The 12,213-nt window shown below is 56.9% G+C and carries 12 protein-coding genes and 1 tRNA gene; 3 read left to right on the top strand and 10 right to left on the bottom strand.

Features of this window, described 5'->3' with window-relative positions; all coding sequences use genetic code 11:
* The 5 genes from CUU80_RS01490 to CUU80_RS01470 form a co-directional block, all read right to left on the bottom strand.
* A complete protein-coding gene (locus CUU80_RS01490) occupies positions 1-1,431 on the bottom strand; it encodes a hemolysin family protein (protein WP_100495600.1) in 1,431 nt (476 codons plus the stop codon).
* Positions 1,432-1,563: 132 nt separating this feature from the next.
* Positions 1,564-2,115 (bottom strand): rRNA maturation RNase YbeY, encoded by a 552-nt coding sequence (gene ybeY, locus CUU80_RS01485; RefSeq protein WP_100495598.1) that lies wholly within the window; start codon positions 2,113-2,115, stop codon positions 1,564-1,566.
* The gene (locus CUU80_RS01480; protein ID WP_100495596.1) at positions 2,105-3,349 is read right to left on the bottom strand and encodes a PhoH family protein; all 1,245 of its coding nucleotides are present in this window, start codon (positions 3,347-3,349) and stop codon (positions 2,105-2,107) included. Before CUU80_RS01480 ends, ybeY begins: the two co-directional genes overlap by 11 nt.
* Before the next feature lie 19 nt (positions 3,350-3,368).
* A complete protein-coding gene (locus CUU80_RS01475; protein ID WP_100495594.1) occupies positions 3,369-3,707 on the bottom strand; it encodes a histidine triad nucleotide-binding protein in 339 nt (112 codons plus the stop codon).
* A 130-nt stretch (positions 3,708-3,837) separates the two neighbouring features.
* Positions 3,838-4,635 carry a 16S rRNA (uracil(1498)-N(3))-methyltransferase gene (locus tag CUU80_RS01470; RefSeq protein ID WP_100495592.1) on the bottom strand — a complete coding sequence of 266 codons (798 nt, stop codon included), beginning with the start codon at positions 4,633-4,635 and terminating at the stop codon, positions 3,838-3,840.
* Between the two features lie 105 nt (positions 4,636-4,740).
* Between CUU80_RS01470 and CUU80_RS01465 the strand changes: the two genes are divergently transcribed.
* From CUU80_RS01465 to glgC, 3 genes are all read left to right on the top strand, one after another.
* Positions 4,741-4,828, top strand: a tRNA-Leu gene (locus tag CUU80_RS01465).
* 84 nt (positions 4,829-4,912) lie between these two features.
* Positions 4,913-5,800 (top strand): TrmH family RNA methyltransferase, encoded by an 888-nt coding sequence (locus CUU80_RS01460; RefSeq protein WP_100495590.1) that lies wholly within the window; start codon positions 4,913-4,915, stop codon positions 5,798-5,800.
* A gap of 221 nt (positions 5,801-6,021) precedes the next feature.
* Positions 6,022-7,266 carry a glucose-1-phosphate adenylyltransferase gene (glgC, locus tag CUU80_RS01455; RefSeq protein WP_100495588.1) on the top strand — a complete coding sequence of 415 codons (1,245 nt, stop codon included), beginning with the start codon at positions 6,022-6,024 and terminating at the stop codon, positions 7,264-7,266.
* Positions 7,267-7,370: 104 nt separating this feature from the next.
* Here glgC and CUU80_RS01450 read toward each other — a convergent pair whose 3' ends face one another.
* From CUU80_RS01450 to sufD, 5 genes are all read right to left on the bottom strand, one after another.
* A complete protein-coding gene (locus tag CUU80_RS01450) occupies positions 7,371-7,958 on the bottom strand; it encodes a metal-sulfur cluster assembly factor (RefSeq protein WP_100495586.1) in 588 nt (195 codons plus the stop codon).
* A gap of 10 nt (positions 7,959-7,968) precedes the next feature.
* Positions 7,969-8,523 carry a Fe-S cluster assembly sulfur transfer protein SufU gene (gene sufU / locus CUU80_RS01445; protein ID WP_100495585.1) on the bottom strand — a complete coding sequence of 185 codons (555 nt, stop codon included), beginning with the start codon at positions 8,521-8,523 and terminating at the stop codon, positions 7,969-7,971.
* Between the two features lie 66 nt (positions 8,524-8,589).
* Positions 8,590-9,864: a cysteine desulfurase gene (locus CUU80_RS01440; RefSeq protein WP_100495935.1), complete on the bottom strand. Its 1,275-nt coding sequence runs from the start codon at positions 9,862-9,864 to the stop codon at positions 8,590-8,592.
* A 246-nt stretch (positions 9,865-10,110) separates the two neighbouring features.
* Positions 10,111-10,890, bottom strand: a complete 780-nt coding sequence (gene sufC, locus CUU80_RS01435; protein ID WP_100495583.1) for a Fe-S cluster assembly ATPase SufC — start codon at positions 10,888-10,890, stop codon at positions 10,111-10,113.
* Between the two features lie 83 nt (positions 10,891-10,973).
* Positions 10,974-12,212 (bottom strand): Fe-S cluster assembly protein SufD, encoded by a 1,239-nt coding sequence (gene sufD / locus CUU80_RS01430; protein ID WP_100495582.1) that lies wholly within the window; start codon positions 12,210-12,212, stop codon positions 10,974-10,976.
* Position 12,213: the final 1 nt, after the last annotated feature.

Raw genomic sequence — 12,213 nt, 5'->3', positions numbered from 1 at the left:
TCACTCCTTGCTGGCGGTCTTGTCTTCGTCGGCGGACGGTTCGCCGTCTTCCTCGCTGGTCTTGCCATCTTCCTCGTCACCCTCGACGTGGGCAGGTTCGACCACGATGGTGGACACCTTCTTACGACGTCCAGCGGAGTCGACCGCCGTAAGTTTGAGGCCACGGGTCACGGCCGACGCACCGACGATCGGTACACGGCCGAGAATCTTAGTCAGCAGACCGTAGACCGTGTCCACATCGTCCTCATCGATATCGATCTCGAAGATCTCCTCCAGATCGGCGATTGGAGTGCGGGCCGGCATCTTCCACTTGTTGTCGCCGATCTTCTCGGGCTCGCTACGCTGGGTACGATCATGCTCATCCTCCAGCTCGCCCACGATCTGTTCCAACGCGTCTTCGATGGTTACCATACCGGCGATGCCGCCGTATTCATCGACCACTACGGCCACATGCTGACGTGACCGCTGCATCTCATGGAACAAATCATCCACCGGCTTTGATTCGGGCACCAGCATCGGCTGACGCACGATGGTCTCCACTTGGCGATCCAAAGCAGCCGGGTTAAAGGCTGTGGCGCGCACGGCATCTTTCAAATAGGCCACGCCTACAAGGTCGTCCATATCTTCGCCGATCACCGGCACGCGGGAGAAGCCTGAACGCGAAAACAGTTTGAGAGCTGCCGATAAAGTGGTGTCCCGCTCCATGCAAATCATGTCGGTGCGCGGCACCATGATTTCACGAGTGAGCGTGTCGGACAGGGTGAGCACATTGCGCAACATCTCCGAGACTTCGGGATCGAATTCGTTGGATTCCACCAATCGATCAATGGCTGCCTTGCCCTGTTCAAGCTGAATCTTTTCCAGCTCCTCATCATCGGACAAATCGTCGTTCTTGGAGCGTCGGCCTGTCTTACCGCCATTCTTGTCAGAACCCAGACGGGCAAATGGCGTCAACCATACAACAATCGACACCGTGCGGGAGTGGGACAGCAGGCTGTCTACCGGCTTAGCCATGCCAGCAGTGCGCGGCCTGACCAATACCGAGACCACGGCCACGATCGCCGCGAACAGGAACCCGGCCAACAGTCCCACCCATAGTTCAGCACCCCATATCGATGCCAGAGAAGCCACCAACACGCCATCGATCACATTGCAAGCCACACGGAAGAAAGCGCAACTTCCCGCCGTGGCATACCGATTGGAGATCAGCCGTTGGACCAGATGAATTCTGTCGATTTTTTTCATCTTGAGGAACTGACTGGTCTCAGAATCGGTTTGCACCTCCAGAATGAGATTGTTCAGACTGGATCGGGTCACACGGGCTACGGCACCTTCCGCAGCAGCCATAGTCAATGAGAACCAGACGGATACGGCCGCCACGAACACCAAAACAACGGTGATGGCGATCAGGGTGGTACTGGAATACTCCATATCGATTGTCGTCCTTGGTCGTTGAGAGGAAAATATTATCGGAGAACAATACGTGTACAGCGTCGACGAAGATCATCTTGCGTCTGGCCGTACGGTGCTGTCGGCTGAATCAGAATTATGGACGGAATCGGATCAGCTTTTCGCATCAAGATCGCGTCCGCTGCCGTGCGCGGCATCATAGATGGCCAATGCGTCTGGAGCGCCAGCGGGCAATGTGGCTTGTACTCCGGAGTCATGACGCAAGGCAAAGAACGTGAGCAACAGCTGACGCTGCAGACCGAACATCTGACGCTCCTGCTCGGGGGTCACGTGATCGTATCCGAGCAGGTGCAGAATGCCATGGATGGTCAGCAACAGCATCTCCTGCATGGTGCTGTGTCCTGCCGCCGCTGCCTGCTGCGCGGCAACCCATGGGCAAATCACGATATCGCCCAGAACGCCCTCCATCACGGTTCTGCCATCGCCGGGGCGCAGTTCATCCATCGGGAAACTCATCACATCGGTCGGCCCTTCCAAATTCATCCAACGCATATGCAGTTCGGCGATGGGGTCGGGATCCACAAACATGATGGTCAGATCAGACTGCGTGCTTACACGCATCTGATCGAGCACCCATATGCCTAGATCCGAGAAAATCTTCGGATCGATAATCCATTGGGTCTCGTTGGTCACGTCAACGCTCATCTACTGCCTCGTTTCGTGTTGTCGGGGTGTCGTCGCCAGAAGTGTTATCAGAAGCGCCGGTGGAAGTGATTCGTTGGTCGGAATTGGCATCAGCATCATCGGCGGCTTTGCCGCGGCGACGTCCACGACGTTCGATGGAACGATGGTCTCCGGCGATAGCAGCGTGTCTGTCATAAGCTGCTACGATTTTGCCCACCAACTGATGACGTACCACATCGTCGCTGTCCAAATGAACAAACGAAATGCCTTCTATAGTCCCCAAAATCTGTTCAATGGTGGCCAGACCGGATCGCGGCACAGCCAGATCGACCTGTGAAATATCACCGGTGATCACCATTTTGGTATTGAAGCCAAGTCGCGTCAGGAACATTTTCATCTGCTGCTCGGTGGTGTTCTGCGCCTCGTCGAGAATCACAAACGCATCGTTGAGCGTACGGCCACGCATGTAGGCAAGTGGCGCTACTTCGATGGTGTTGTCGTCCATAAGACGTCTGAGCTGATCAGCTCCGAGCATATCTCCCAAAGCGTCATACAGCGGTCGCAGATATGGGTCGACCTTGTCGTTGAGTGTTCCCGGCAGGAAACCCAGGTTCTCCCCTGCCTCCACGGCAGGGCGGGTCAGGATGATCCGTCGGATCTGTTTGTCCTGAAAGGCACGTACTGCCTTGGCCACTGCGAGGTACGTCTTTCCGGTGCCGGCGGGGCCGATGCCGAATGTGATGGTGTGCGACTCGATGGCATTGACGTATGCCACCTGTCCGGCGGTTTTCGCACGAACCGGCACGCCCGCCGCAAAAGTGATGACGCCAGGCACCGTCGGCTTGCGGTAAGTGCTCTCGCGCCCGGCTTGGCCCCGTGATTGATTCCGGGTTCGTCCATTCGTCTCACCGGAGGTGGACTGTATGAGTTTGGCGTGAGTGGGCCCATGCCCCGGACGGCTTAATCTCACGTCATTCCTCAACACGTTCTGGTCAAGCATGCGGCGCACCGTATCGGCGTCCATCGGTGCGGTATAGGCAGCCTGAATGATGGTGTTGACCAAGTCCTCGGCTTGCGCGGCCTGCGGTTCGGACTGCTTGGAACGGGAGACAATGGCCACCCGATTGCCGCGCACGATGATGGTGAGGTCCGGGAAGGCTCGTTCCACCTCTCGAATGACCTCATCCACCGGGCCGAGCACAGACACCGGATCAAGCTGCGGCGGGATGGTGATGGTACGTGTAGTCGTGGCCACGAAAACTTCTCGCTCCTCGCTACTCGTCCAGCTTCTCGCCGGTCAGTACATGAGCATGCACATGGAATACGGTCTGTCCCGCGTCAAGACCCGTGTTGAACACCAAACGGTAAGCACCGTGGAAGGACTCATCAGCAATGTTCTGGGCAACGGAAACAATATGCGCCAGCTCGGCCGGGTCTGCGGCCGCGAGCTCCGCCACATTGGCATAATGCTTCTTCGGCACAATCAGTACATGGACTTTGGCCTTGGGATTGATGTCCTTGAAGGCATACGTCGTCTCATCCTCGTACACCTTGCCGCTGGGAATCTGGCCTGCGATGATCTTGCAGAACAGGCAATCATCAGATGCGCTCATCTTGCTCCTCGAACGTTTGGTATTACTCCGTATTCAGCTTAGCGCGGGGCGATGCCCATGCATGACTTCCAGGTCAGCCTTCAGCCAATTCTTTCCCCGGCATTTTCATACTGTTGGCCTTATTGACAATCTACTCGTAACGTCCCAGGGTTCGAGACAACAGGGAAAGCGCCACGGGACCTGCAGCGGCAGCTCTCAGGATATTGTGCCCAAGCACACAACTGACGGCCCCTGCCTCAAGGAACGCAGACACCTCCTGCTCGCTGATACCGCCCTCAGGCCCCACGATCACGTTGATGGTGCGAGGTCTGCCGTCCTCCAACGTACGATCGATCAACTGCGAGACACGTGTCTCCACACTGGTCCAAGTATCCGTGGCGTCCTGATGCAAAACGATCACCAAGTCACCATGTACGCACGCACGACGGCATATCGCCACAATCTCTTTGCTGGATACGCATGCCTCCAGCCGTGGCTTGAACGCCCGCCGGGATTGTTCCGTGGCGGCATCAAGCACAGAGCTCCACTTCCGATCCGTGCGGCCGGTTTTCCACTTGGCGATGGAACGATCGGCCTGCCATGGAATGACCTGATCCACTCCGATCTGCGTAGCCGTATCAATGGCCTGCTCATCATGGCCGGTTTTCGCCAAAGCCTGAATCAAGGCAAGCCTGGTCAACGGCTCGGGCTCTCTCCCTACATTGACCACATCAGCCAATCCGGCTTCGGCATCATCCAATACCGCCTGAATCCTCAGGCCGTTACCATCCGAAAGCTGCAGGCTGTCGCCCACCTTCAAACGCATGGCCTGCACGGCATGACGTTTGATATGCGGCGGAAGGGTGAGCTTCCAACCGGCATGGAGTTCATCGCTGTTTACTGGAACATCATCGACCTGCGGATCGAACAGGAAAAGAGCATCTGTCATAGCCTCAAGGCTACCGAGCGAAAACGCGACACGCCGAAAGCACCCGTCGAGTTGCACTCCGCGAATCTGCTGCTAAAGTATCTACTCGTTGTCCACACGACACCTGCCCGGGTGGCGGAATGGTAGACGCGCTAGCTTGAGGTGCTAGTGCCTATTTTATACGGGCGTACGGGTTCAAGTCCCGTCTCGGGCACAGAATAAACCCCTTGCACTGCAAGGGGTTTTTCGTTATCGGCAGCACTTTTCCACGGCCCCGCCGTTTGCATGAAAGGCGATTATGCAGTTCATCACGCTCCAGTCAGTCGACGACCCGCGTGTCGAAGCCTATGTCAGTCTTACGGAGATGCAGCTGCGCAATCGGCTGGAACCAGCTAAAGGCGTATTCATAGCCGAATCCCCCAAGGTTATCGATCGGGCACTGGCCGCCGGGCGCGAGCCGTTGTCTTTACTGGTCGAGGAACCTTGGCTGGAAGGCATGCGCGAAACATTCGCTTTTGTAGACGCTCACTGGGGTCCGAATATTCCAGTGTACGTGGCATCTCCCGACCAGCTCAAACGTTTGACCGGCTACCGACTTCATCGTGGTGCCTTATGCGCCATGAGACGATGGCCTTTGCCCTCGGTATCCGAGATTTGCCGCGATGCCCGCCGTGTCGCGGTCATGGAAAACATCGTGGACCATACCAATGTGGGCGCATTGATGCGTTCTGCGGCCGCGCTGGATGTGGACGCCGTGCTGGTAACACCCTCCTGCGGAGACCCGTTGTACCGGCGTGCAGCCCGCGTATCCATGGGTACGGTATTCCAAGTGCCGTGGACCCGCATTACCGGATACAACGATGATGGCACCGAAGACAAGCATTACTGGCCATTCCGAGGCATTGACGAATTGCGATCGCTGGGCTTCACCACAGTAGCCATGGCACTCGAAGACGACTCCATATCCTTGGACGAGCTTACTCGACGACTCAATCTTCCCGGTGATGACCCTTTGCACATCGGCAAGCTGGCACTGATCTTCGGCACTGAAGGCGACGGCCTGTCCCATCACACCATTGCCCGAGCCGATCTGACTGTGAAGATCCCCATGAGCCATGATGTGGACAGTCTCAATGTCGCCGCATCCAGCGCAGTGGCATTCTATGCAACACGCCCGTTGATCTAGAACCTCTAGCCAGGCCTCCCGGTTTTCGCAACCGCATCTCACGGCTTTCGCAACCGTGGGTTCATTCCAAGTTCATGACAAAGTCTGCGGCACGCGGAGCGAATTACCTTGCGTGTTCGATTTTTTCTGCAATTATTAACTATGTACACCGAGGGCAAGGAAGCGCTCGGCCCAGCAGTACGGTGCCGAAAGGCGCTAGGTAACAAGAGAGGACAGTTACGATGGCCAAGAATCCCAAGATTCTGTCAATTGTGCTTGCAGGCGGTGAGGGGACACGCCTCATGCCACTCACCCGTGATCGCGCAAAGCCCGCCGTGCCCTTCGGCGGCGTCTACCGACTGATTGATTTCCCGTTGAGCAACTTGGTGAATTCCGGCTACCGTCAGGTTGTGGTGCTCACCCAGTACAAGTCTCACTCACTGGACCGTCATATTTCGCAGGTCTGGCGCTTCTCTCCTCTGCTGGGATCCTACGTCTCCCCTGTTCCGGCGCAGCAGCGTCTCGGTAAGCACTGGTATCTGGGTTCGGCCGACGCTATCTACCAGACCATTAACATCATCGAAGATGTCCAGCCGGATATCGTGGTGATTGTAGGTGCCGACCACGTCTATCGCATGGACTTCGAGCAGATGGTGCAGCAGCACATCGAATCCGGTGCCGAATTCACGGTCGCCGGCATTCGTCAACCTATCGAGCAGTCGAACCAGTTCGGCGTGATCGAGGTTGACCCGGAGCATCCGAACATGATCAAGAACTTCCAGGAGAAGCCGGCCACCACCACTGGTTTGCCGGACAATCCGAATCAGATTCTGGCTTCCATGGGCAACTACGTAGCCAATACCAAGGCTCTGTTCGAGGCTCTGGCGCTCGATGAGAAGGCCGCCGATACCAAGCACGACATGGGTGGCGACATCGCTCCGTACTTCGCTGCCCGCAATGAGGCCGGCGTATACGATTTCAACTCGAACGAGATTCCTGGCTCCACGTCCACTGATCACGCCTACTGGCGCGACGTGGGTACCATCAAGCAGTTCTACGATGCGCATATGGACCTGATCGCCTACGTGCCCGAGTTCAACCTGTACAATCAGGATTGGCCGATTTACACGATGTCCGGCAACCTGCCGCCGGCCAAGTTCGTGCATGCCGGTCGTGATCGTCTGGGCCATGCCACTGATTCCATCGTCTCCCCCGGTGTGATCGTCTCCGGTGGTGAAGTGCACCACTCCGTGCTCTCCCCCAACGTCCGTATTCACTCTTGGGCGCAGATTGTCGATTCCGTGCTGTTCGATGGCGTGGTCATTAACCGTCGCGCCCGCGTGTACAAGGCCATTCTCGATAAGAACGTAGTCCTGACTGAGAACTCCACCGTTGGTATCGATACCGAGCACGATCTGGCTCGTGGCTTCACAGTTACGCCGGAGGGCATCACCGTGGTGCCGAAGAACACCATCGTTGATGACTGAGTGATCTCATTCAACAGCGTAACAATAAAGGGTCTGACAACCGTCGTGGTTGCCAGACCCTTTTAATATATCCTTGATATGGCTGTTCTTATGGCTCTTCTGACTCAGTATTTTGGCAGATTGTCGAAATTGAAACCCAGCGCGGCAAGCTGATCCCGGCCTTCCGGCGTAATGCGCTCAACGGTCCAACGCGGATTCCAGGTCCAGTCGATACGGAACTCTTCCACCAGTCCGGCCAGCGTGGAAGCGCATTCATCCTCAATCAAATCGGTCAACGGGCATGCCGGCGTGGTCAATGTCATCGTGATGATGGCACGACCAAGTTCATCGATTTCGATACCGTATACCAGACCAAGATCGATGACGTCAATGCCAAGTTCCGGGTCGATAACCTGATGCAGTGCTTCACGCACGTCTTCAGCAGTAGCACGGCCAATATCATCCACGGCCTTGAGCGGAATCTCATTACCATCCGATTCATCGGAACATCCGCAGGCACCCTGATGATTGCCACAACCGCAAGCGCCACCGGCTGCACTTTCGGCGTGCTCCTCAGGATGGCCGTTGGGGAAGCCCTTGGCCAATGCCGGATTGGCCATCACGCGGCGTGCGGCCTCTTCATCCTGCAACACACCGTTAACGGCTTCAAACACGGAAGCCGTAGGTTCAGGCACCAAATTATTGTCGCTCATAATATTCACCTCAGTTCTTTGCAGCCAGGGCTTTGGCGACGGAGTCCTTTAGCCCTTCCCAGCCTAGCAGAGCGCATTTGATGCGCATAGGGTATTTCGAAACACCTTGGAACACCACAGCGTCACCAAGCTCATCTTCCAGAGATTCACTCTGGAGGCCCGCACCACGAGACTCCATCAGCTGATGGAACACCTGCTCCAGATGCATGGCTTCGTCCACGGTTTTACCGTCCACGAGATCCACCATCACCGACAGGCTGGCTTGGGAGATGGAACAACCGTGACCGTCCCACACCAGACGTTTGATGGTGTGCGGCTCGTCGTCCGACACCTCGACATGAACAGTTGCCTCATCACCGCAGGTCGGATTGAACTGATGGGATTCTCCGGGTGTGCAATATTCGTGGGCGGCGCGCACGGTGGTATTTGCAGCCGCTTCACCGGAGGATTCCTCAGCCGCGTTGGGGGCAAACGATTCCCTGCCATGCGGATGTTTGGATGCCTCCAGAATGACTTCCTGATACATCTGCTCCAGCTCATCGCCGCTCATGCCGAAATCACTCATCGTTATTCCTTTTCCTCACTGCCTAATCTGCGGACCGGGTCCTGCTCAATATTCCCGATCTCAGGTTTATTCCGCGCCAAAGAACGGACGGATGCCTTTGGCGGCTTCGACCAACGCATGCGCATCCGCCACCGAATTGTAGACGCCGGACGAAGCGCGGTTGGATGCGTATAGGCCGAAATGACGATGCACCGGCTGGGCACAGTGATGCCCGACACGGATGGCAATGCCTTGTGCGTCAATGAACTGGCCTACATCATGCGGATGAACGCCTTTGACATCGAAGGCTACCGTACCAATGCGGTTTACATTCTCGCGAGGGCCCAGAATACGAATACCGTCGATGTCACCGAGCTTGAGCAGCTCGGCGGAGAGGGTCTTCTCATGCGCCTCGATGTTTTCCATACCGATGTTCATCATCCATTCGGCGGCCACACCGGCAGCAACCACTTGAGCGACCGGTTGGGTTCCGGCTTCGAATCGTGCAGGCGGTGCCATGTACTGCGCTTCATGATCCATATACGCCAGTTCGACCATCGAACCACCGAAATTGGCCGGCGGCAGAGCCTCCAGCAACTCACGCTTGCCATACAGGAATCCCACGCCGGTAGGACCGTACATCTTATGCGCGCTCCAAGCGGCGAAATCGACATCCAGCGCGTGGAAATCCACCTTGAGGTGAGGCACGGACTGGCAAGCGTCGAGAATGAACACTGCGCCTACCTCATGCGCACGCTTGATGATCGGGCCCACGTTGGTGATGGCACCCGTGGTGTTGCCCACATGCGTTACCGCCACTACTTTGGTACGTTCGGTGATAACCTCATCGAGGTTGTCAGTGCGAACTCGTCCGTCCTCGGTCAAATCAATCCACTTAAACTTGGCACCGGTACGATAAGCAAGCTCCTGGAACGGCAGCAGCACCGAATGATGTTCTGCACGCGAAACAACGATCTCGTCACCCGGCTTCAGAGCGAAACGCTTGGCGGCCTCTCCCCCACGGCCCAGCGAAGCGTTGCCGAATGCCGTAGCCAGCAGGTTCAGACCTGCCGTGGCACCGCCGGTGACGACGATCTCCTCCTCACCCTCGGCCGCATTCGCGCCAACAAGCTTTGCTACCTTGGCACGAGCCTCTTCGAAAGCCACAGTGCTACGAGCTGCCAGCTCATGAGCACCACGGTGCACACCGGCATTGATCGTACGGTAGAAGTTCGCCTCAGCGTCAATTACCGCATTCGGCTTCTGCGAAGTGGCTGCAGAATCCAAATACACCAGCGGGTGCCCGTGAATCTCCTGATCGAGAATCGGGAACTCGTCCCGAATCGCCTTGAAATCAACCATCATTCATTATCCCCTTAGGTTTTTACGTTCCCTACCGTATCGTGAGACGTTGGCCGCTGCCTGATATTGGCATCTAGCTCTCAGACAATCTCATGAGGAGGGAGATGGATGTGGTATGTGTTGTTCGACCATAAGCAGCGTAGGTGTGTGCTAAGCTCTGCGAGCACACACCAGAGCGAGGCCGAACGGCCTTGAGTGTGTCGAACAACACATACCACATCCATCTCGCGGTCAACAGACAACGGATTAGGCGAGTGCGGATTCGGAGTCGGCACCTTCGGGCAGGTAGGCGTCGTAGCCGTTCTCTTCGAGCTCGTCGGCCAGTTCGGGGCCGCCGGTCTTGACGAAGTGGCCATCGGCGAACACGTGCACAATGTCCGGCTTGATGTACTTGAGGATGCGAGTGTAGTGCGTGACCATGAGGATGCCGAACTGGTTGGCTTCCTTGGCGCGGTTCACGCCTTCGGACACGATGCGAAGGGCGTCCACGTCGAGGCCGGAGTCGGTTTCGTCGAGAATGGCGAACTTCGGCTTGAGCAGTTCGAGCTGAAGCACTTCAGCGCGTTTCTTCTCGCCGCCGGAGAAACCTTCGTTCACGGAACGGGTGGCGAACTTCGGATCCATCTTGAGACGCTTCATGGCGGCGGACAGATCCTTGGTCCACTGACGGATGCCAGGGGCTTCGCCATCAATCTCGGTCTTGGCGGTCCTCAGGAAGTTGGTCATGGATACACCCGGAACCTCCACCGGATACTGCATGGCCAAGAACAGGCCGGCCTTGGCACGCTCATCCGGGGTCATCTTGAGGATGTCCTGGCCATCAAGCAGGGCCTCACCGGAATCGACCACATACTTGGGGTGGCCGGCGAGCGTATAGGCCAGCGTGGACTTGCCGGAACCGTTGGGTCCCATGATGGCATGGGTCTCGCCGGAATGGACGGTCAGGCTGGCCCCCTTAAGGATCTGCTTGATGCCGTCCTTGGTTTCGACATGGACGTGAAGGTCCTTGATTTCGAGTGTTGACATGTGCGTACTCCTAAAAATGTCTGTGCTGTTCTGCGATGTCTATTTGGAGGGATCGCTTTCGGCAATCCGATCTGCTTTCGGGCTTACTTGTCTTCGAGTACCTGAGCCATGGCGTCGCTTTCACCACGAGCCAGACGACGATCGATGACATCCATAAGGTGTTCGGAGATGGCGGGAATACCGATCTCTTCTACAAGTTCGCCGAAGAAACCGCGTACCACGAGCTTGCGGGCCTCGGTTTCGGGAATGCCTCGCGACTGGAGGTAGAACAGCTCCTCATCGTCGAAACGCCCCACTGAGGAAGCGTGGCCGGCTCCGACGATATTACCGTTCTCGATTTCCAGATTCGGCTCGGAATCAGCGATGGCTCCCGGAGTCAGCACCAGATTGCGGTTGAGCTCATAGGAGTCGGTGCCAGGAGCTGTCGGCTGAATCAGGGCGTTGCCCACCCAAGTGGAGTGAGCGCCCTTGCCGTCAAGAGCACCCTTATATACCACGCGGGACTTGCACTCGGGGTGATTGTGCACCACCATCGTGCGATGCTCGATATGCTCGCCCGGATCGACAAAGTAGATGCCGAGCATATTGAGATCACCCTCCGGCCCACCGAAATCCTGATCCATGCGGATGCGGACCACATCACCACCGAGAGTTACCACGGAGTGACGCAACGAGGCACCCTCTCCCACATGAATACGGTGATTGCCCACGTGTTTGGCCGTCTTGTCCCATTCCTGAATAAATGTGGCAGAGATATGCGAGTCCTTGCCGGTGGTGATTTCCACGCCTTCGGCAAGACGGGCGTCACCGTCGTGTTCCACCACAACGTCTGCATGGCACTTGTCTGCAGCAGAGATCACCAGATGGAAGGCGTCGAGATCCTCCCCCGCTCCATGCACCTTGACGAGCACCGGCTGATTGATCTCACCGCTCAGTTCGATGACGGTGGCGGTTGCGCCGGAGTTCCATTCCACGGCAGAAACTCGGTCATTCGGCTTGGACACAGTACCGGACGGAGCCTCGCCGAGCTTGACCTGGCTGAGCTGCACGCCTTCGACGAGCGGTGATCCGTCAATCATCGAGACTTCGATCTGAGTTTCGCCGGAAGGCTTGAATGTATCGAAGAATTCACTGATACGCTCGATCGGCGTGTACCGCCACTCGTCCTGCTTGCGGTCCGGCGCCGGGAAGTCGTTCATGTCGAACGAACGGGCGGCATGGTCCACAGAAGAAGGCATGGCAGCCGGTACGGCGTACGGATCATTCGGATCCGCGACCGGAATGGCGATTTCCTTGACGTTTTTGGTTGCTTCGTTGGTCATG

Origin of the sequence: Bifidobacterium scaligerum (genome assembly GCF_002802865.1) — a bacterium.
Classification (GTDB): domain Bacteria; phylum Actinomycetota; class Actinomycetes; order Actinomycetales; family Bifidobacteriaceae; genus Bifidobacterium; species Bifidobacterium scaligerum.
This window is presented reverse-complemented; position numbering and strand designations above follow the sequence as displayed.

Excerpts from the sequence above, each read along its gene's own strand:
- CUU80_RS01470 (WP_100495592.1), bottom strand. The coding sequence starts at position 4,635 with ATGACAGATGCTCTTTTCCTGTTCGATCCGCAGGTCGATGATGTTCCA.
- CUU80_RS01475 (WP_100495594.1), bottom strand. The coding sequence starts at position 3,707 with ATGAGCGCATCTGATGATTGCCTGTTCTGCAAGATCATCGCAGGCCAG.
- sufC (WP_100495583.1), bottom strand. The coding sequence starts at position 10,890 with ATGTCAACACTCGAAATCAAGGACCTTCACGTCCATGTCGAAACCAAG.
- CUU80_RS01490 (WP_100495600.1), bottom strand. The coding sequence starts at position 1,431 with ATGGAGTATTCCAGTACCACCCTGATCGCCATCACCGTTGTTTTGGTG.
- sufD (WP_100495582.1), bottom strand. The coding sequence starts at position 12,212 with ATGACCAACGAAGCAACCAAAAACGTCAAGGAAATCGCCATTCCGGTC.
- glgC (WP_100495588.1), top strand. The coding sequence starts at position 6,022 with ATGGCCAAGAATCCCAAGATTCTGTCAATTGTGCTTGCAGGCGGTGAG.
- CUU80_RS01440 (WP_100495935.1), bottom strand. The coding sequence starts at position 9,864 with ATGGTTGATTTCAAGGCGATTCGGGACGAGTTCCCGATTCTCGATCAG.
- ybeY (WP_100495598.1), bottom strand. The coding sequence starts at position 2,115 with ATGAGCGTTGACGTGACCAACGAGACCCAATGGATTATCGATCCGAAG.
- sufU (WP_100495585.1), bottom strand. The coding sequence starts at position 8,523 with ATGAGTGATTTCGGCATGAGCGGCGATGAGCTGGAGCAGATGTATCAG.
- CUU80_RS01450 (WP_100495586.1), bottom strand. The coding sequence starts at position 7,958 with ATGAGCGACAATAATTTGGTGCCTGAACCTACGGCTTCCGTGTTTGAA.
- CUU80_RS01460 (WP_100495590.1), top strand. The coding sequence starts at position 4,913 with ATGCAGTTCATCACGCTCCAGTCAGTCGACGACCCGCGTGTCGAAGCC.